At 69.5% G+C, this 19,660-nt stretch carries 20 protein-coding genes; 12 read left to right on the forward strand and 8 right to left on the reverse strand.

The annotated features are described in order from the left end of the window. Positions 1-66: 66 nt before the first annotated feature. Positions 67-498, reverse strand: coding sequence for a hotdog fold thioesterase (locus ASE56_RS15625; RefSeq protein WP_056232412.1), 432 nt, complete (start codon positions 496-498; stop codon positions 67-69). A 63-nt stretch (positions 499-561) separates the two neighbouring features. Between ASE56_RS15625 and polA the strand changes: the two genes are divergently transcribed. From polA to ASE56_RS15650, 5 genes are all read left to right on the forward strand, one after another. Continuing rightward, a complete protein-coding gene (gene polA, locus ASE56_RS15630; RefSeq protein WP_056231852.1) occupies positions 562-3,198 on the forward strand; it encodes a DNA polymerase I in 2,637 nt (878 codons plus the stop codon). A gap of 158 nt (positions 3,199-3,356) precedes the next feature. Next, complete coding sequence (locus ASE56_RS15635) at positions 3,357-5,033, forward strand: DUF885 domain-containing protein (protein WP_056231854.1); 1,677 nt, start codon at positions 3,357-3,359, stop codon at positions 5,031-5,033. 98 nt (positions 5,034-5,131) lie between these two features. Beyond that, complete coding sequence (locus tag ASE56_RS15640; RefSeq protein WP_056231857.1) at positions 5,132-6,202, forward strand: LLM class flavin-dependent oxidoreductase; 1,071 nt, start codon at positions 5,132-5,134, stop codon at positions 6,200-6,202. Then, positions 6,199-7,533: an MFS transporter gene (locus tag ASE56_RS15645; protein WP_056231860.1), complete on the forward strand. Its 1,335-nt coding sequence runs from the start codon at positions 6,199-6,201 to the stop codon at positions 7,531-7,533. The genes ASE56_RS15640 and ASE56_RS15645 overlap by 4 nt, the downstream gene beginning before the upstream one ends. Positions 7,534-7,563: 30 nt before the next feature. Beyond that, on the forward strand, positions 7,564-8,328 hold the full coding sequence (locus ASE56_RS15650) for an SGNH/GDSL hydrolase family protein (RefSeq protein ID WP_056231864.1): 765 nt from the start codon (positions 7,564-7,566) through the stop codon (positions 8,326-8,328). A 126-nt stretch (positions 8,329-8,454) separates the two neighbouring features. Here the strand turns inward: ASE56_RS15650 and ASE56_RS15655 are convergent, their stop codons facing one another. After that, positions 8,455-9,519, reverse strand: a complete 1,065-nt coding sequence (locus ASE56_RS15655; RefSeq protein ID WP_156371759.1) for a hypothetical protein — start codon at positions 9,517-9,519, stop codon at positions 8,455-8,457. Positions 9,520-9,593: 74 nt separating this feature from the next. On the opposite strand from ASE56_RS15655, the gene ASE56_RS15660 reads away from it, so the two are divergent. Beyond that, positions 9,594-10,403 carry an SDR family oxidoreductase gene (locus ASE56_RS15660; RefSeq protein WP_056231870.1) on the forward strand — a complete coding sequence of 270 codons (810 nt, stop codon included), beginning with the start codon at positions 9,594-9,596 and terminating at the stop codon, positions 10,401-10,403. Between the two features lie 32 nt (positions 10,404-10,435). Further along, positions 10,436-10,993 carry a DUF6578 domain-containing protein gene (locus ASE56_RS15665; RefSeq protein WP_056231873.1) on the forward strand — a complete coding sequence of 186 codons (558 nt, stop codon included), beginning with the start codon at positions 10,436-10,438 and terminating at the stop codon, positions 10,991-10,993. Here the strand turns inward: ASE56_RS15665 and ASE56_RS15670 are convergent. Together ASE56_RS15670 and ASE56_RS15675 are read right to left on the reverse strand one after the other, a co-directional pair. Then, a complete protein-coding gene (locus tag ASE56_RS15670) occupies positions 10,990-11,538 on the reverse strand; it encodes a hypothetical protein (RefSeq protein WP_056231875.1) in 549 nt (182 codons plus the stop codon). The genes ASE56_RS15665 and ASE56_RS15670 overlap by 4 nt on opposite strands. 9 nt (positions 11,539-11,547) lie before the next feature. Next, on the reverse strand, positions 11,548-11,865 hold the full coding sequence (locus tag ASE56_RS15675; RefSeq protein WP_235557016.1) for a hypothetical protein: 318 nt from the start codon (positions 11,863-11,865) through the stop codon (positions 11,548-11,550). A gap of 231 nt (positions 11,866-12,096) precedes the next feature. On the opposite strand from ASE56_RS15675, the gene ASE56_RS15680 reads away from it, so the two are divergent. After that, positions 12,097-12,711, forward strand: coding sequence for a sigma-70 family RNA polymerase sigma factor (locus ASE56_RS15680; protein WP_056231881.1), 615 nt, complete (start codon positions 12,097-12,099; stop codon positions 12,709-12,711). 22 nt (positions 12,712-12,733) lie between these two features. On the opposite strand, the gene ASE56_RS15685 is transcribed toward ASE56_RS15680, so the two are convergent. After that, on the reverse strand, positions 12,734-13,063 hold the full coding sequence (locus ASE56_RS15685) for a helix-turn-helix domain-containing protein (RefSeq protein WP_056231884.1): 330 nt from the start codon (positions 13,061-13,063) through the stop codon (positions 12,734-12,736). A gap of 72 nt (positions 13,064-13,135) precedes the next feature. On the opposite strand from ASE56_RS15685, the gene ASE56_RS15690 reads away from it, so the two are divergent. Next, the gene (locus ASE56_RS15690; protein ID WP_056231888.1) at positions 13,136-13,783 is read left to right on the forward strand and encodes an FMN-dependent NADH-azoreductase; all 648 of its coding nucleotides are present in this window, start codon (positions 13,136-13,138) and stop codon (positions 13,781-13,783) included. Positions 13,784-13,846: 63 nt separating this feature from the next. Here the strand turns inward: ASE56_RS15690 and ASE56_RS15695 are convergent, their stop codons facing one another. Next, positions 13,847-14,629, reverse strand: coding sequence for a dienelactone hydrolase family protein (locus ASE56_RS15695; protein ID WP_056231890.1), 783 nt, complete (start codon positions 14,627-14,629; stop codon positions 13,847-13,849). A 125-nt stretch (positions 14,630-14,754) separates the two neighbouring features. On the opposite strand from ASE56_RS15695, the gene ASE56_RS15700 reads away from it, so the two are divergent. Then, on the forward strand, positions 14,755-15,276 hold the full coding sequence (locus ASE56_RS15700; RefSeq protein ID WP_056231892.1) for a DUF2127 domain-containing protein: 522 nt from the start codon (positions 14,755-14,757) through the stop codon (positions 15,274-15,276). Positions 15,277-15,296: 20 nt separating this feature from the next. On the opposite strand, the gene ASE56_RS15705 is transcribed toward ASE56_RS15700, so the two are convergent. Beyond that, the gene (locus ASE56_RS15705) at positions 15,297-15,989 is read right to left on the reverse strand and encodes a class I SAM-dependent methyltransferase (RefSeq protein WP_056231894.1); all 693 of its coding nucleotides are present in this window, start codon (positions 15,987-15,989) and stop codon (positions 15,297-15,299) included. Between the two features lie 97 nt (positions 15,990-16,086). Here ASE56_RS15705 and ASE56_RS15710 point away from each other — a divergent pair, with 97 nt between their 5' ends. After that, positions 16,087-17,016 (forward strand): AEC family transporter, encoded by a 930-nt coding sequence (locus ASE56_RS15710; protein ID WP_056231896.1) that lies wholly within the window; start codon positions 16,087-16,089, stop codon positions 17,014-17,016. Positions 17,017-17,089: 73 nt separating this feature from the next. Next, positions 17,090-17,638, forward strand: coding sequence for an HdeD family acid-resistance protein (locus ASE56_RS15715; protein ID WP_056231899.1), 549 nt, complete (start codon positions 17,090-17,092; stop codon positions 17,636-17,638). Between the two features lie 49 nt (positions 17,639-17,687). Here ASE56_RS15715 and ASE56_RS15720 read toward each other — a convergent pair whose 3' ends face one another. Beyond that, entirely contained in the window at positions 17,688-19,658 is a 1,971-nt protein-coding gene (locus ASE56_RS15720) for a S9 family peptidase (RefSeq protein ID WP_056231902.1), read from the reverse strand. Between the last annotated feature and the right edge of the window lie 2 nt (positions 19,659-19,660).

The following is a 19,660-nucleotide window of genomic DNA, read 5'->3' on the forward strand; positions in this document are numbered from 1 at the left end:
CTCTTCGAGAATGGATGCCACTGAGGTGGCATCCATTTCTCGTTTCCGCCGTGAGAGTCGGGGCGGTCAGCGCGCGGGGGCGTCCTTGATCATGTTCGTGATCCGGATCGTCGAGCACCGACGACCTTGTTCGTCGGACACCGCGATCTCGTGCACCGTGAGCGAACGGCCCAGGTGGATCGGGGTGCACACACCCGTGACGATGCCCGACGTGGCCGAGCGGGTGTGCGTGGCGTTGATGTCGATGCCGACCGCGAGCTTGCCCGACCCCGCGTAGAGGTTCGCCGCCATCGAGCCCAGCGACTCGCCGAGGACGACGTACGCACCGCCGTGAAGCAGGCCGACCGGCTGCGTGTTGCCCTCGACCGGCATGGTCGCGACGCTGCGCTCCACCGAGAACTCGACCCACTCGATGCCCATCTTCTCGGCGAGGGCGCCCATGCCGCGCTCCTTCGCCCAGTCGAGGCCGGGGGACGTGTCGGGAGTCGTGGAGGTCATCATCGCCTTCGTCGATCGGGCCGGGGCCGGGGGAGTGTCCGTGGTTCTCGTTACGCTGGAGGGGTGACGGATGCCGAAAAGCCTACTCTCCTCGTCGTCGACGGCCATTCGCTGGCGTATCGGGCGTTCTACGCCCTGCCGGTCGACAACTTCTCGACCAAGGACGGCCAGCACACCAACGGCATCTACGGGTTCCTGTCGATGTTCGTGAACCTCGTGAAGGCCGAGAAACCCACGCATCTCGCCGTGGCGTTCGACACCTCGCGGCAGTCGTTCCGCACGCGCGAGTACGCCGACTACAAGGCCAACCGCAGCGAGTCGCCCGCCGAGTTCAAGGGGCAGATTCCGCTGCTGCAGGACTGCCTGCGCGCGATGGGCGTACCGGTGCTGGCGAAAGAGGACTTCGAGGCCGACGACATCCTCGCCACGCTCGCGACGCAGGGCGAGCAGCAGGGCTTCGAGGTGCTCGTCTGCTCGGGAGATCGCGACACCATCCAGCTCGTCACCGACGACGTCACGCTGCTCTACCCGAACGTCCAGGGCGTCTCGCAGCTCAAGCGCTACGACACCGCAGCCGTGATCGAGAAGTACGGCCTGCCGCCCGCGCAGTATCCCGAGATCGCCGCTCTCGTGGGCGAGACCAGCGACAACCTGCCCGGCGTGCCGAAGGTGGGAGAGAAGACCGCGGTCAAGTGGCTCACCCAGTGGGGCTCCCTCGATGCGCTGCTCGACAACGCCGACAAGATCACCGGCGTGGTGGGCGGCAACCTCCGCGAGCACATCGACGGCGTGCGCCGCAACCGCGCACTCAACCGCCTGCTGCGCGACGTCGAACTGCCCGTCGGCCCCGGCGACCTCAAGATGCACCCGCTCGATGCGCAAGCGGTTCGCGACATCTTCGCGCGCCTGGAGTTCCGCACCCTGCTGCCGCGCGTTTTCGACGCCCTCGGCGGCGACGCGGGCATCGTCGAAGAGCAGCGCCCCACCGCGACCGCTCCGACGCCCTCGCGGCTCGACGCCACGGCCCTCGCCGCATGGACGGCCGCAGCAACCGGCGAGGTCGGGGTCACCGTCACACTGGCCGGCGGCGCGCCCACCGCGATCGGACTCGCCTCGGGCGACGCCGCGGTCGAGGCCGAGTGGTCGTCGGCGGTGCGCGACGCGCTGGCCGAGTGGCTGGCATCCGACGCTCCCAAGGTCTTCGCCGATGCGAAGCCGCAGATCAAGGCGCTCGCTCGCGAGGGTGTGGCCGTCGGCGGCGTGGCGTTCGACGTGATCCTCGCCGGGTGGCTCGTGCGCCCGAGCTTCCCCGACAAGACGCTCGGCGATCTCGTGGAGCGCATGCTCGACGAGAAGCTGCCGGTCGCCGATCCGACCCAGTTGGTTCCCGAGACCGAGGGCGCGACCCCGAGCCAGCTGTCGTGGTTCACGCGCCGCGTCGCCGAGGCGCAGCGCGCCGATATGCCCGAGTCGGTCGCGAGCGTGCTCGACGACATCGAGCTGCCGACCCTCACCGCCCTGGCCGACATGGAGCTCGCGGGTGTCGCGGTGTCGCACGAGAAGCTCTCGAGCTTCTCGGCCGAGCTCGGGGCCCGCGCCGACGCCCTCGCCCGCGACGCCTACGCCGCGATCGGACACGAGGTGAATCTCGGTTCGCCCAAGCAGCTGCAGGAGGTCCTGTTCGACGAGCTGCAGCTGCCGAAGACCCGCAAGACCAAGAGCGGATACACGACGGATGCCGCGGCCCTCGCCGACCTGCAAGAGAGTGCCGATCACCCGTTCCTCGACCTGCTGCTGCGCCACCGCGAGGCCACGAAGCTGAAGCAGATCATCGACGCGCTCGACACGGCCACGGGTGCCGACGGTCGCATCCACACCACCTACGTGCAGACCGGCAGCCAGACGGGGCGTCTGTCGAGCACCGACCCGAACCTGCAGAACATCCCCATCCGCACCGAAGAGAGCCGTCGCATCCGCGCGGCGTTCGTGGTGGGCGAGGGCTACGAGACGCTCCTGACCGCCGACTACTCGCAGATCGAGATGCGCATCATGGCGCACCTGTCGGGCGACCCCGGGCTCATCGAGGCCTTCAACTCGGGTGAAGACCTGCACCGCTTCGTCGGCGCACGCGTCTTCGGCGTCGAGCCCGCCGAGGTCACCCCGGCCATGCGCACAAAGGTCAAGGCGATGTCGTACGGCCTGGTCTACGGCCTGTCGGCGTTCGGCCTGTCGAAGCAGTTGCGCATCGAGCAGTCCGAGGCCAAGAAGCTCATGCTCGAGTACTTCGCCCGCTTCGGCGCGGTGCGCGACTACCTGCGCGGCTCGGTCGAGCAGGCCCGCCAGGACGGCTACACCGAGACGATCTTCGGTCGGCGCCGGCCGTTCCCCGACCTCACGAGCATGAACCGCGTGCTGCGCGAGAACGCCGAGCGCGCCGCCCTCAACGCGCCGATTCAGGGCAGCGCCGCCGACATCATGAAGGTCGCACTGTTCCACATCCAGCGCGATCTCGCCGACGCCGAGCTGCGCTCGCGCGTGCTGCTGCAGATCCACGATGAGCTCGTCGTCGAGGTCGCGGCAGGGGAGTGGGATGACGTCGAGAAGATCGTGCGCGCGCGCATGGCCGACGCCGCCGACCTCTCGGTTCCGCTCGACGTGCAGATCGGCCGCGGCGGCGACTGGGACGAGGCCGGGCATTAGCACCCGCGTCGCCGCGCCCCGACACGAGGCCCGGGGCGCGGCATCCCGAACCGCCGATGCCGCGGGTCATGGTTGCTCACAGTCGCGCCGGGGCACGGCATCCCGAACCACCCGAAGGGGGGCGTGCGCGGGCGCCGCGCCTTCCCTAGGCTCGGAGGATGACTGACGCACAACGCACCCCCACGCCGATCGACACGATCGCGGACGCGTGGGTCGACACCCTGGCGGAGAAGGACCCGACGCTCGCGACCTACATCGGCCGTTTCGAGCACAACGGGCGCTTCGGCGACTACAGCCCCGAGGGCGCGGACGCCCTGGTGTCGGAGGCGCGCTCGACGAAGTCCGCACTCGAGGCGGCCGAAGCGACCGACGCGATCGACACCGTCACCAAGATGGACCTGGTGCGCGAGCTCGACCTCAAGATCGAGCAGCACGAGGCGAAGACGAACCTGCGCGACCTGAACGTCATCGCGTCTCCCGCGCAGGACATCCGCTCGACGTTCGACCTCATGCCCACCGCGACGGTCGACGACTGGTCCACGATCTCCGACCGCATGAAGGCCCTGCCGGCTGCCATCGACGGGTACGTCGCGACGTTGCGCCAGGGCATCGCCGAGGGGGTGGTGCCCGCGCGCCGTCAGGTGAGCGAGGTCGTGACGCAGATCGCGCGCTACACCTCCGACACGGGCTTCTTCGCCGAGTTCGTCGGAGACGCCGCCCCCGAGGAGGGGCAGCTCCCCGCCTCGCTCGCCCGGGACCTCGCCGAGAACTCCAACGCGGCACGGGTCGCCTACGACGGTCTGGCGTCGTTCCTGTCGAAGGAGCTCGCATCGGCGGCGGGCGAGGTCGACGCGGTCGGTCGCGAGGTGTACGCCCTGCAGTCGCGGCACTTCCTCGGCGCCGAGGTCGACCTCGACGAGACGTACGAGTGGGGTGTCGAAGAACTCGCCCGCATGGTCGCCGAGCAGGAGGCCATCGCGAACGAGATCCTGCCGGGCTCCACGGTCGAAGAGGCCGTGGCGTTCCTCGAGAGGGACGAGTCGCGCAAGCTCCGCGGCACCAAGGCCCTGCAGGAGTGGATGCAGCGCACGAGCGACAAGGCCGTCGAAGAGCTCGGCCGCACGCACTTCGACATCGCCGAGCCGATCCGCCACCTCGAATGCATGATCGCCCCGACGAACGAGGGCGGCATCTATTACACCGGCCCCACCGACGACTTCTCGCGCCCCGGCCGCATGTGGTGGTCGGTGCCCGAGGGCGTCGACACCTTCGACACCTGGCGCGAGCTGACCACGGTCTACCACGAGGGCGTTCCGGGCCACCACCTGCAGATCGCCCAGGCCGTGCACAACCGCGCCGAGCTCAACTCGTGGCGCCGCCTGCTGGCCGGCACGAGCGGGCACGCCGAGGGCTGGGCACTGTACGCCGAGCGCCTGATGGAGCAGCTCGGCTACCTCGACGACCCGGCCGACCGCCTGGGTATGCTCGACGGCCAGCGCATGCGCGCCGCTCGCGTGGTGCTCGACATCGGCGTGCACCTGCAGAAGCCCCGTCTCGACGGCACCGGCACGTGGGACCACGACTACGCGCTCGCGTTCATGCTGAAGAACGTCAACATGAGCGAGGAGTTCGTGCGCTTCGAGGTCAACCGCTACCTCGGCTGGCCGGGACAGGCCCCGTCGTACAAGGTGGGCCAGCGCATCTGGGAGCAGGTGCGCGACGAGGAGCAGCAGCGCCGCGGCCCCGACTTCTCGATGAAGCAGTTCCACACGCGGGCGCTCGACATCGGCGGCGTGGGTCTCGACACGCTGCGCGCGGCTCTGGCCTCCGCCTGATCTCCCCGAGGGGCGTCGCTTCGGCGGCGCCCCTTGGCGATGCGGGGGAATACTCCGCCGTCGCGTAAAGTTCATTCATCCGAATGCAAGGAGATCCCATGGACGCCCGCCCCCTCGAGCTCGGACTCGACACCTTCGGAGACATCTCGCGCGGCCCCGACGGGTCGCTGCTGTCGGACGCGCAGACCATCCGCAACGTCGTCGATCAGGCGGTGCTCGCCGACCAGGTGGGCCTGTCGTTCTTCGGAGTGGGGGAGCACCACCGCAAGGACTTCGCCGTCACCAGCCCCGAGATCGTGCTGGCCGCCGCGGCCGCCCGCACGAACAACATCCACCTCGGAACCGCGGTGACCGTCCTGTCGAGCGACGACCCGGTGCGCGTGTACGAGCGTTTCGCGACGCTGGATGCCGTCTCCAACGGCCGCGCCGAGGTCATCCTCGGGCGCGGGTCGTTCATCGAGTCGTTCCCGCTGTTCGGCTACGACCTCGCCGACTACGAGCAGCTGTTCGAGGAGAAGCTCGAGCTGTTCTCGCATCTGCTCACCGAGAAGCCCGTCACCTGGTCGGGCCGCACGCGCGCCGCGCTGCAAAATGCCGATGTGTACCCCAAGACCGAGACGGGCCTGACCGCCTGGGTCGGGGTCGGAGGTTCTCCCGAGTCGGTGGTGCGAACGGCCCGCTACGGCTACGGTCTGGTCCTCGCGATCATCGGCGGGTCCGCCGCTCGGTTCCGCCCGTACGCCGACCTCTACCGTCGGTCGCTGCAGGAACTCGGCAAGCCGCAGATGCCCATCTCGGTGCACTCGCCCGGCCACGTCGCCGAGACCGACGAGCAGGCCTGGGACGAGGCGTTCGAGGGCGTCGCCGAGCTGAACAACACGATCGGACGCGAGCGCGGCTGGCCCGAGTACAACCGCATGCGGTTCCAGCACGATGTCGGACCCGAGGGCTCGATGTACGTCGGCTCGCCCGAGACGGTCGCCCGGAAAATCGCCGCGACCGTGCGGGCGCTGGGCAACTCCCGCTTCCAGATGAAGATCGCGAGCGGGTCGATCTCGCACGACCGCTTGATGTCGAGCATCGAGCTGTACGGCACGCGCGTGCGCCCCCTCGTCGAGGAGATGCTCGCCGAAACCTCCACGCCGGTCGACGCTCTCGGCATCCGGTGACCACGACCAGCGACACCATCCGGGTGTCCGAACGCCTCGACGCTCTGCCGTTCACCCGCCGCCACGGGCGGATCCTCGGCGGATCGGGCCTGGGGTGGGCTCTGGATGCCATGGACGTCGGCCTTATCTCGTTCGTCATCGCCGCTCTCAGCGTGCAGTGGCAGCTGGCGCCGACCGAGGCGTCGTGGATCGCGTCGGCGGGCTTCGCCGGTATGGCGATCGGAGCGAGCGTGGGCGGGCTGCTGGCCGACCGGTTCGGGCGCCGTCACGTCTTCGCGCTGACGCTGCTGGTGTACGGCGTGGCCACCGGGGCGAGCGCGCTGGTGGGTGGTCTCGCAGCCCTGCTCGTCCTGCGCTTCGTCGTGGGTCTCGGGCTCGGGGCGGAGTTGCCGGTGGCATCGACCTACGTCAGCGAGTTCGCGCCCGCCCGCATGCGGGGTCGACTCATCGTGTTCCTCGAGGCGTTCTGGGCCGTCGGATGGACGGCCGCGGCGCTCATCGGCTACCTCGTGGTGCCGTCGTCCGCCGATGGCTGGCGATGGGCCTTCGCCCTCGGCGCCATTCCCGCCGTCTACGCGCTCATCGTGCGGTGGGGTCTTCCCGAGTCGCCGCGGTGGCTGGCGTCTCGCGGCCGCAACGCCGAGGCGATCGTCATCGTGCGCGATCTCGAGGCCGCAGCCGGTCGGATCGCGCTCGAAGCGTCGACGGAGGGAGTCTCGGCATCCGCTCCCGCCGACCGTCCCCGGGTCCGGGCCCTGTGGGCACCGGCACTGCGGGCGCGCACGGCGAGCCTGTGGGTGCTGTGGTTCTGCCTGAACTTCTCGTACTACGGGGCGTTCATCTGGATTCCGACCATCCTCGTCGCGCAGGGCTACGACCTCGTGCGCTCGTTCGGTTTCACGCTCATCATCACGCTCGCGCAGCTGCCCGGGTACGCCGTCGCCGCGTGGCTCATCGAGGCCTGGGGCCGGCGCGCGACCCTCGCGACCTTCCTCGCCGGTTCCGCCGTCGCCGCGGTGCTGTTCGGCACGGCGACCGGAGAGGTGGCGGTCATCGCCGCCGGCATGGCCCTATCGTTCTTCAATCTCGGCGCGTGGGGCGCCCTGTACGCCGCGACCCCCGAGACCTACCCGACCGCGCTGCGCGCGACGGGGTCGGGCTGGGCCGCGGGCGTCGGACGCATCGCCTCGATCCTGGCGCCCCTCGCCGTGCCGCCGCTGCTCGGCGTCGGGGGAGCGCCGCTGCTGTTCGTGGTGTTCGCGGCGTTCTTCGCCGTGGCCGTGGTCGCGGCACTGTTCCTGCGCGAGCAGCGCGGGCGATCCCTGACCTAGCCCCTCTGCGCGCCCGCGTAGGCTCGTGTCATGGCATCCGTCCGCTACGTCGCGATCGGCGACTCGTTCACCGAAGGCGTCGGCGATGAGTTGCCCGACGGCACCGTCCGAGGGTGGGCCGACCTCGCCGCACAGGGATGGGCGGATGCCGCGGGGGAGCCCATCGAATACGCGAACCTCGCGATCCGCGGCAAGCTCATCGAGCCCATCGTCGCTCAACAACTCGAGCCGGCGCTGGCGCTCAAGCCGACGCACCTGTCGTTCAACGGCGGCGGCAACGACATGCTGCGTCCGCGCACAGGCATCGACCGCATCGTCGACCTGTTCGACCACGTCGTGCGCCGGTGCGACGAAGAGGGGGTGCGTCTGATCGTGCTCTCGGGGGCGAACCCGTCGGCGGGGCTCCCGCTCGGCAAGCTCATCGAGGCGCGCGGCGACCGCCTGTCGCACGCCGTCGAGAAGCGTCTCGAAGCGCGCCCCGACGTGCTCACCGCCTACAACTGGTTCGACCGCGAGCTGGCGGGCGGGGAGTTCTGGTCCGTCGACCGGCTGCACATGAACGCGCGCGGCCACCACCGCGTCGCCGCCCGGGTGATCGAGTCGGTCGGGCTCACACCGCCCGCCGAGTGGTGGCATCTGCGCGAGATCCCCGAGACCGAGCGGCTGAAGGGCACCGCCTACTACCGCGAGCACGTGGCACCGTGGGTGCGTCGCCGGCTCACCGGCACCTCGTCGGGCGACAACCGTCAGGCGAAGTTCGGCGGCGGCTGGGTGGAACTCACGCCGGGAGGCTGAGGGCGGTCGGAGCGACGCGGGTCGGGGACGTACCCGGCCGCGTGGACCATGGCCGGTCTCTCGGCTTTCCCTTCTGGTCTCGGATTCCCCCCGACGGACACAGCTCTGTGAGACTGCTCGTTCTGATCAGGGCGCGCGACAGTCCGCCGTCAGCGAGAAGTGCATCAGCCCGTCAAGGCTCGAGCGATCGCGGGCCGACAGACGTATCACCCCGTTGTACCGCAGGTCTTCCTGCATGGCGCGGTCCCTCGAGTAGCCCTCGGCGCTCCACGCATCGAGGATCGCCGCGTACGAAGAGGTGTTGTCATCGGTGCGGATGGCGAGGTCGAACGAGGTCGTTCCGTCGCACGGGAGTTCGGCGGGAAGCGGTGCCGACACCGGAGCTCCGGCGGCATCCGTCACCGGAGCCTCTGCGGCGTCGATCGTGAGTTGCGCCATACGCGCGACCTCCGACCGGGCGTCGGATCTCGGAGCGGGCGCCGGGCCCTCGTCGGAGTCGGGCAGGAAAGGCGCGGACGCAGACGGTGCGGTGGTCGATGCCGTCGGCCGCGGCTCGCGGCCATCGGACGAACCGCATGATTCGCGTGGCATCTCGACGACGACCGGGAGCGTGAAGGAGGGAGTGCCCGACGGATACGTCCGAACCCGAAGGGTGTCACCGTCGACATCGACGCGGTAGTCACCGTCGGCGAAGGGATGCTCCCCACCGCGGCGGGACTGGCTGTCGACGGCGGTGGCTACGAGGCCGTCCGCACGAAGGACATCGATCGTCGTGTGCCGCCACGGAGTGCTCTCGCGCACGAGGTACCCCGTCGCGCACCCGTTCGCCTTCAACGGCACGACGGTGCTTTCCGACGCAACGGCGGCCAGAAAGCCCGTGGGCAGAAGCGCACAGAGCGCCAGGAACCGCAGTGGCAGGAACACCACCAACCACCACCGCGGCGCGGGGATCGCGCAGACGAGCACGAAGAACACGACGGTGGATGCAAAGACCGCCACGAACGTGATGTGCCGGCCATACCAGGATCCGACCAACACTTCTGTCGTGCCGTCACCCTGCCCGGACACGATCTGTACACCCACGACGATGCCGATCAACACCACGAGCAGGGCCCCGGCGACGAGCATGACCCGCCGTCGAGACCGGCTGACGGATGCGGCATGCGGCGGCGAGGCGAGATCGTCGGTCACCCGGCAACCCTGGCAGCACCGGCTGGATGACTGCCGCACACCGCGCCCATGGGTTCGAGGAGCAGACTGAGCACATGACTCTCGCGCTCGTCACCGGAACCACCAGCGGCATCGGCCTGCATACCGCCATCCAGCTTGCGCAGCAGGGAGTGACGGTCATCGCCACGGTCCGCGACACCGCGCGCGCCGATGCCCTGCGCTCGGCGGCATCCGAGGCGGGTGTCGAGCTCGACATCCGGGCCTTGGACGTGACGGATGCCGCGGCCTCCCGTGCGCTGATCGAGGCGGCGGGTCCGATCGACATCCTCGTGAACAACGCCGGACGGGGCGCTGTGGGCACCCTCGAGCAGATGAGCGACGAGGACCTGCAGGAGCAGTTGGAGACCAACTACCTCTCGGTCGCGCGCCTGACCCGTCTCGTCCTGCCCGGCATGCGCGAACGGGGGAGCGGACGCATCGTCACGGTCACCAGCGTCGGGGGAGCGGTGGGCCAACCGTTCTCGGACGCGTACTGCGCCGCCAAGTTCGCCGTCGAGGGGCTCATGCAGTCGCTCGCCCCGGTCGTCGCCCCCTTCGGCATCGACGTGTCGATCGTCGAGCCCGCCGCCGTCGCGTCGTCGTTCGTCGACTCCGTCCACCGCGCCGCCCCCGGGCCCTACGCCGAGCAGCAGCAGGCGTACCTCGACCGCGCGGCGACCTCGTTCGCGTCCGCGCAATCTGCGGAGGATGCCGCGAAGACGGTCGTCGAGGCCTCGACGACGTCCGCGCCGCGCTTCCGCTGGCAGACCTCCGATGCGGCGACCCAATTCGCCGGCCTGTCTCTCGCGGACCTCGACGGATCGCGAGTGCTGGGCATGACCTCCGGCTGGGTGCGGCGCGACTGAACCACGCCCGCGCCCCGGTTACCGTGGGATCCATGACGCGCGTGTGGCTGGATGCGCTGGAGTGGGAGTGTTGCGGTGATCCGTTCAGCGTCGGCGACGACGTGGACTTCGTGATCGAACACCGGACGCCCTTCGACGGTTTCATCCGTCAGCTGGGTGTCGAGCTGGCCGCGACGGTGGATGCCTTCGAGGCACGGCATCCCCAGGGCTCCACCGACGATCGTGTGCTCGGCCGGGTCACGCGCGTGCAGATCGTCGTGCAGGAGACGATCGAGCGCTTCGCCCTCCGTCGACCCGGACACGGTGCCCCTCCGGATGCCGAGATGCCCGCCGCGGGAGAGCTCTGGCCGCTTTCGGGCCGGGACCTCGGGAACGGGTTCTTCATCGGAAACCGCCCCTCGCGGTGGATGCGGGTGTCCACGCCCGTGCCGGAAGCGGTCGAGCTCGTGCCCAGCGACAGCGTCCCGGGGGAGCGGCCGGAATCGGACGATGGGGTCACGAAAAACGATCTCAACGGGCCCGAGCCCTCCGAACGCCGTCTGCGCATCCGCAGAGGGTGGCTCGTCGACGTCGAAGAGACGGACCTCTAGGAGGATTTCACCGCCGCTTCCATTGCGGCGAGTCCTTCGGCGATGAGAGCACGGCGCGCCGCCTCGTCGACCCGGGGACGAGGCCCCGGGATCGTCTTCATCCAGTGAGAGCCCCACCACGCCCCGTAAACGCGCTCGACCGTGCCGAGGTGGCCGGCGCCGGCCCATCTGATGGCCCAGAGACCGTGGGGGAGGAGGGGGACCTTGCCCGGTTCGAGATCCGTCATGGTGAATGGCACGGCCAGTGCGCGGGCCCAGGCGAAGATGACCAGGCCGGCGGGGATGAAGTCGTCGTACGTGATCGACTCGGTGTCGCGTGCGACGGCGACTCCATCGGAGAAGCCGCGCTCGATACCGAAGCGGACGACCGCCTCTCCGCTCCGGATCTTGAGCCGCCAGACGTCCATCTGCTCCGGCCCCCAAAATTCGACGACAGGGTGCCCCGCATCGAGGAGCGCACGCGCAAGCGCCGCGGCCTCGGCATCCCGGGGCTCGAGGTGCGCGAGGAATCGCGGCACATTCGTCAGATCGAGATCGCTCGTCACGGGTCAACGCTAGAGGCGCGAACCAGCGACGTCGTCACTTCTCGGTGGACGACGTTCCCGACTGCCCGACCAGACGGCGCGCGCACCGCTGTCTCCGACCTGGACGACCGACACGGTGGTGCCGACCGACACACCGATGGCCACCACGGCGATGGCGATCGTCGACACGCGGGCGGCCGTCGAACGCGCGTCCCCGCAGGGCTTCCGGGCCCGCAGCGGAGTGAGCACACCGAGCTTTCGGCGAGCGGCGGGCCACACGCTGCCCACGATCACCATGAGAGCCGCGAGCGGGATGAGAACGACGACAGCATGAACCAGAAGAGACACCAGCAGAAGCCGGTCCACGACCCGCCGTCCGCGTTGGTGGGACGGAGAGGGCGCGGGGAGTGACGCCGGAACTAAGACTGACATAATGTGCATTATCGGCGCTTCCAGACGATGGCGAGCGACTCTCGGAGTCGGCTCCACCTCAGGCGAACCAAACTTTATTCAGATGCATATTCCAACGGTGCAAGCAAGTGCTCTCTCACCGCCCGGATCATCTGTCAGCATCACCCCATGGCCGCTCGCGCTCCGCACACCGATAATGTCGACGATCACGCCGTCGACACCCTGAGCGCTCTGGCGGCCGCCGTCGCGAAGGGCGATCGCACAGCGTTCGCTCAGCTGTACGACCTCACCTCCGCCCGAGTGTTCGGGGTGGTGCTCAGGGTGGTCGTGAATCGCGCTCTGGCCGAAGAGGTGCTCCAGGAGGTGTACGTCTACGTCTGGCAGAACGCGTCGAAGTTCGTCGCCTCGAAGGGCAGCCTGCAGGCGTGGATCAGCACGATCGCGTATCGCCGAGCCGTCGACTGCGTCAGGGCGACGCAGGCGTCTCACGATCGGGACCGGCACGTGGGATCGAGATCTCTGGTCGAGGACGCTGACGTGGCCTCGGATGCCGTCGACCACTACCTCGAACGCGCGCACCTTCACGCCGCTCTGTCGCAGCTCTCCCCCGACCAACGACTCTGCGTGGAGCTCGCCTACACCGCCGGCCTCACGCAGTCGCAGATCGCGGCCCGCCTGGGCCAGCCCCTCGGGACGATCAAATCCCGCACGCGAACCGCAATGAGAGAGCTGCGTCGCACCCTTCGGGGACACGCCGGCCTGGGCGTGGGCGCGGTGGCGTGACGCCGCCGGTCGGCCTTCCTCGTCAGCGCCGCGTCAGGTTACCTTCGGCCCACTCGCCGAGCTGACCCAGGATCGGAACCAGTCGGCATCCGGCGTCCGTCAGCGCGTACGTGACGGCGACCGGCGGCCCGGCGTCGACGCGGCGGTCGACCAGGCCGGTGTCGGCGAGTTCGGTGAGGCGGTCCGACAGCACGGCGTCGCTGATGCCGCCGACCGCTCGCCGTAGGCCTGAGAACGACAACTCCCCCTGGCCGAGCACGTCGAGGATCATGCCGTTCCACCGCTTGCCGAGGACCGAGAACGCGTGCGAGACAGCGGCGTCGCACCGTCGCACGTCATGTTCTTCGGTCATGACCCCATCCTACGTGTGCTAGCTTTCCCGAAGCCACTTTGTTTTTCATAGCCACTCTGATCGGAGAAGCGCATGACCCTGTTCCGCCTGGATGCCAGCATCCTGCCCGCCACCTCTACGAGCCGCGAGCTCGGCGACCTCGTCGAGGCCGAATGGCTCGCCGCGCACCCGTCGTCGACCGTCGTCCGCCGTGACGTCGCCGCCGACCCGATGCCCGCCACCGCCTGGCGCGACGCCGTGACGTCGGGCTTCACCCCCGCCGATCAGCACACCGACGGTCAGCGCGAGGCCATCGCGCTGCGCACGCGCCTCGCCGACGAGCTGATCGACGCCGACGCCCTGCTCTTCACCGTCCCGCTGTACAACTACGGCGTCTCGCAGCACGTGAAGACCTGGTTCGATCTCGCCTACACCGATCCGCGCATCGATCCGCAGGGCACGGCGCTGCGCGGCAAGCCCGCCACGCTCGTCACCGTCCTCGGCGGCAATTACGAGCCCGGGAGCCCCAGGGAGGGCTGGGACCACTCGACAGGCTGGCTGCGCCGCGTCTTCGCGGACGTGTGGGGCCTCGACCTCACCGTCGTGCACCGCCCCTTCACGCTCGTCGGTGTGAATCCCGCGCTCGACGCCTTCGCCGACGTGGCGGCAGAACTGAAGACGGATGCCGAGCAGGCCGCCGTCACCGCCGGACGCACCCTCGCCGCGTCGCGCGCCGCCTGACGCCGGCACGACCCCGCTCGCCCGCCACGGACCGCACAGGCGAACCGTGGCGGGCGAATCCCGTCACACCCGGGCTTCGAACACCTCCGCCAGGAACGCCTTCATCGCGGCCCAACTGCGCCGCTCGGCGGTCGCCTGGAACTGCGCGCCCTGCTCGGGGGTATCGGCATCCGGAAGCGTGAAAGCGTGCATCGCATTCGCGTACGACACCAGCTGCCAGTCGACCGACGGCGCCGTGCGCAGGTCGTTCTCGAAGGCGAGCATCGCGTCGTCGGGTGCGACGGGATCGGCGGCGCCGTGCAGCACGAGCAGCTTCGCAGTGATCTGCTCCGCCTCGCCCTCGGGTCCGGTGAGCAGTCCGCCGTGGAAGCTCACGACCGCGTCGACGACGGCGCCCGTCCGGGCGAGCTCAAGCACCGACGAACCGCCGAAGCAGTAGCCGATCGCCGCGGTCCGGTCGGCGTCGACCGACGGCTGCTCGCGCAGGTAGGCGAAGGCCTCGGTCAGACGCTTCCTCCACAGCGGGCGATCCTGGTAGAAGCCGCCGGCCACACCGGCCGCGTCCTCGGGCGCCGGTCGCACGTCGGCGCCGTAGACGTCCGCCGCGAAGGCCGTGTAGCCGAGGCGGGCGAGCATGTCGCAGCGCATGCGCACGTAGTCGGTCACGCCGAGCCAGTCGTGCACGACCATGATCCCCGGGTGGCGCCCCTCCCCTGCCGGGTGCGCCAGGTATCCGCGGTAGGCGACGCCGTCGGCGGCGTAGTCGACGTCGCCCGATTCGATTCCGGATGCCGGGAGGGGTTCGCGATCGAGGATCTCGGTGAGGTTCGGGGCATAGGTGTTCATTTCCGCGACGGTAGACCTCGCGCATAAGGACCAGCCGGGTCTTGTGGACGAGGTGCCGATGCCTCACGGCCTACACTCGGCCCTGACGACGACCGCCGTCGACGTCGGCCGGAGAGGAGCGCCAGGTGCGCGAACGGGTGATGGATCTCGTGTTCCTCATCGGCGTCGCCCTGAAGGGCCTCGACGGCCTGGTCGAACTCGTCGGTGCGATCGTGCTGCTCGTCACGACCCCCGGCCAGCTCCTGCAGATCGCCCAGCGGCTCACCGCTCACGAGCTGGCGCGGGAGCCGAACGACTTCCTCGCGAACGCGCTGCTGCACAGCATCACGCAGCTCGGGTCGGGCACGGTCGTCTTCCTCGCCGTGTACCTCCTGCTGCACGGCGTCGTGAAGCTCGCGATCGTCATCGCTTTAATGCTCGGCACCCGACGGGTGTACCCGTGGGCGATCGCCGCGATCGGCGCCTTCCTCATCTACCAGGTGTACGAACTGTTCGTCTCACCGAGCATCGGCCTCGTGCTGCTCACGGTCTTCGACCTGATCATCCTGCTGCTCACCTGGCGCGAGTGGCGGCGCGGTCGCCCCCTGCGCCAGACCTGGCATTCGACGCTGGACTGGATCCTGCGCCGGCCGCAGCCGCAGCACTGACCGCTTCCCCGAAGCCCGCGTCAGCGGCGGCACGCAAAGAACAGTCGCGGTGCCTCGTCGTCGACGGGACGATCGCGGCCGCCGCTCACCTCTACCCGGGTGAATCCCGCCTCCGTCAGCATGCGGCGGACGTCGGTCAACGAAGCACCGTACTCGGCGATCGTCTCGTCGATCGGATCGTGGTCGCCCTCGATGCGCACGTGCCAGTCGTAGCGGTCGTCGCGCTCGTCGCTGATCGAAATCGTGACCGTCGATCCCCCGGCGACCGTCGTCTCGGACCGCCCCGCGCCGCCGCAGAGGTGCCCGAGCGTGTTCATGTCGAAGAGGAACATCCCGTCGGTTTCGAGATGACCGGATGCCACGGCGAACACCCGCGGCCAGTCCGAGACGGGCACATGGTTGACGGTGTCGTAGACGCACGCGATGACATCGAACCGACGATCCAGGGCGATGTCGCGGATGTCCGCCTCGATCAGGTCGGCATCCACCCCCTTGATTCGGGCGATCTCGAGCATTTCGGGTGACACGTCGATGCCGACCTTGGCCCACGCGGCGGGCAGGAGGTCGAGCACGGCCCCGGTGCCGCACCCGAGCTCGAGGATCGACTCCACCTCGCGCCCGAGCTCGGCGGCGCGTCTCTCGATCCAGGCGGCGAACGGCTCGGGGGTCCCGCCCTGCAGGACGTCGTAGAAGCGCGCGAATCCGGAGTACATGCGGCTCATCCCATCACGGCGTCGCGGAGCGAGCCAAGCGTCCCGCTACGCTCGAACCGATGACTTCTCCGAGCGTCCCTCTCCCCCGGTCCGGCGCGTGAGCGGCGTCTTCACCGGCTTCGCGGTCGTCGGTCTCGCGGTCGTGGTGGGCTACATCATCGCCCGCATCGATCTGCTCGGGCCGCACGCGCGCCCCGTGCTGAGCCGCCTGACGTTCTTCGTGCTGTCGCCGTTCCTGCTGTTCACGGTGCTCGCGAAGGCCGACGTCGCCACGCTGTTCTCGGCGCTGCTGCCCGTGTCGATGATCACGGCGGCGGTCGTGATCGGTGTCTACACCCTGATTTCGGCGCTGGTCCTGCGGCGCCGCGTGGGTGAGACGGTGATCGGCGCGCTGTCGGCGGGCCAGGTGAACAGCAATAACATCGGCATCCCGATCTCGCTCTACATGCTCGGGAACGCGGCGTACTCGGCTCCGGTGATCCTGTTCCAGTTGCTGGTCCTCATGCCGATCGCCCTCTCAATCCTGGATGCCGCCACCTCGGGCTCCCGCAACGTGGGGCGCATCCTGTTGCAGACGGCGAAGAACCCGATGCTCATCGGTTCCGCCCTGGGCGTGCTGGTGGCGCTCCTCGACATCGATCTGCCGCCGATCGTCTTCGACCCCCTGCAGCTGATCGCCGGGGCGTGCGTTCCCGTGCTGCTGATGTCGTACGGGATGTCGCTGTACGGCCAGCGCGTGCTGACCGAGCCGGGTCGCCGCGTCGACGTGGTGATCGCCTCGGCCCTGAAGCTCGTGTTGATGCCCGCGCTGGCATGGCTCGTGGCGACGCTCTTCGCGCTGCCCGCCGACCAGGTGTTCGTCGTCGTGGTGCTCGCGGCACTTCCGACGGCGCAGAACGTCTTCAACTTCGCGCAGCGGTACGGAGTGGGCGAGATCCTGTCGCGCGACGTGGTCTTCATCTCGACGCTCGGGTGCCTGCCGGTGCTGTTCACGGTGGCGCTGTTGCTGGAGCACTCCCCCGCGTGAGGGTCCTCGCGCGCGGTGAACCTTCGGGTCTAGGGTGAGAGTCGTTCCCAGCGTTCACTCAGAAAGGCTCGCCATGCCGACCTCCACGACCAACCCCGCCGTCGGAGCCGTGCGCACCGCGCTCGGCGTCAGCGGAGCCCTCTCCCTCGTCATCGGTCTGCTCATCCTCATCTGGCCGGGACGCACCGCCGAGGTCGCCGTCGGCATCATCTCGATCTACGTGATCATCGCCGGTCTTGTGAACATCGCCATCGGCCTGTTCTGGCGCTCGGGATGGGCGCGCATCGGCTACCTCGTGCTCGGCGTGCTGTTCATCGTCGCGGGCATCTTCTCGTTCGCCAACCTGTCGGCCACGACCGCGTGGTTCGGGGTGTTCATCGGCACCCTGGTCGGCATCCTCTGGATCATCGAGGGCGTCGTCTCGCTCACGACGGCCGGTCATCAGTCGAAGGCGCGGGCCTGGACGATCTTCTTCGCGATCGTCAGCATCCTCGCCGGCATCGTGCTGCTGTTCTCGCCGTTGCTCGGCGCGGTGACCCTGTTCCTGCTCATCGGCATCTCGCTCGTGATCCTGGGCGTGTTCCAGATCGTGCGGGCGATCCAGTTCGGCAAAGCCGTCTGATCTCGAACGAACAGGGCCCGGATGCCATGGCATCCGGGCCCTTCGTGTCTCACCCCACCGGCAGGTGGCGATTCCACCACTCGAGGACGGCGTCGAAACGCTGCACCCGGTGCTGCGGGCGCCCGGCGCGCGTGAGCTCGTGATCCTCGCCCGGGAAGACGAGCATCTCGGCCTCGACGCCGTTGCGCTTGAGCGCCGCGTAGTACCGCGTCGCCTGATCGAGCGGGCAGCGGTAGTCGAGTTCGGAATGCAGCACGAGCGTGGGCGTGGCGACCTGGTCGACGACGGCCATGGGGCTCTGCGCGGCCACGAGCGCTGAGTCGGTGCCGACGTACTCCTCGCCGAAGAACGAGCCGATGTCGCTCGAGCCCGGGAAGGCGGCGGGGTCGAGGAATCCGCGCTCGACGATCGCTGCGGCGAAGCGGTGCTCGTGCGCGATGATCCAAGCGGTCATGTACCCGCCGTACGAGCCGCCCATGACACCCACGCGGTCCGCGTCGAGCCGCGGGTCGGCACCGACGACGCCGTCGAAGAAGTCCATGACGTCGAAGAAGTCGAGGGTGCCCATGCGGCGGCGGATCGAGCGACCGTGTGAGCGGCCGTAACCGGCACTCCCCCGCGGGTTGCTGTAGACGACCGCGTATCCGGCGTCGACGAGCACCTGCGTCTCGTCGAACAGGTGCACGCCGTACGACGCGTAGGGGCCGCCGTGGATCTGCAGGATGACCGGGAACGGTCCCTCGCCCTCGGGCACGGCCACCCAGCCGTGCACGGGATAACCCTCTCGACCGACGATCTCGTGCTCGACCGGGACCACGATCCCCACCGCGCGAGCGGCCTGGCCGAACGCGGTGAGCGCCCGCACCTCGGGCCCCTTGATCACGACGAGCTCGCCGGAGGACTCGGGAGAGGCGACGGATGCCACGACCCGGCCCCGCGCGACGGCATGGCCGTTCACCTCGAGGTCGCCGCCGAGCACCTGCTCCACCCGCCCGTCGCGCGTCACACGCAGGAGCCGCAGGCGACCGCGCGTACGGTCCTGCACGAGAATCTCGTCGCCATCGAACGAGAGGTGACTGCCGACCTCGCCGAGGTCGACCGTCTCGGGGTCGGTGAGCGGACGCGGTCCGTCGGCCTCGAGGATGAAGAGCGCGACGCCGGGCGCGACGAAGTCGATCCCCTCATCGCCCACGTCGTTCGCGAGCACGAAGACCGCGCCGTCGGGCGCGACGTCGACCGTCGCCACCGAGAGGTTCTCCGACGAGCTCAGCACCTCGCGCTGCTCGCCGCTGTCGACCGCGACCGCGACGACCCGGTCGCGCAGGTCGCGGCGCGCGGTCTCGATCACGTCGGGGACGCTGAGCACCTCCGAACCGTCCGCGGTCCAGACGACGCCGCTCCAGCTCGTCTCCCCGTGGGTGAGTTGCGTCGCGGGCTCAGCCACGACGCGCTCCTCGGGCGTCTCGAGGGACGACGCCGGCGCGTAGAACGGCTCGGCGTCGGTCGAAGGGACGTCGACGACGAACAGCTGCGCCGGACGATCGAGGTAGCCGAGCCCGTTGGCGTGCCAGCGGATGCCGGTGATCCGGCGCGGCGGCTCGGCCGCGGCATCCCGTCCCTCGACCGTGCCGTAGCGGCCGGGTTCGGGCACGCGAGCCGTGAAGGCGAGCCGGCCGCCGTCGGGCGAGAACGCCAGGGCGGTCACTCCCCCGGGCTGGTCGGTGACCTGCACGGGCTCGCCCCCGGACGAGGCCACGACGAAGACCTGCGCGCGTCCCTTGTCGTCGGCGCGGAGGAACGCGATCGTCGCGTCGTCGGGAGACAGGTGGGGCGCCCGATCGGCGACCCCCCGCGTGAGGCGCCGGGGCGAGCCGTCGGGCAACTCGACCCGCCAGAGCTGCCCGACCGCGCGGTCGGCGGCGAGGTCGGGGCGAGAGGTCGCGAAGACGGCGAACGCCCCCGAAGCGGCGATCGCGGGCCGACCGACCCCGATCAGTGTCTCGATGTCGGTCGGCCGCATGC

This window comes from Microbacterium sp. Leaf203, from assembly GCF_001421275.1.
Classification (GTDB): domain Bacteria; phylum Actinomycetota; class Actinomycetes; order Actinomycetales; family Microbacteriaceae; genus Microbacterium; species Microbacterium testaceum_A.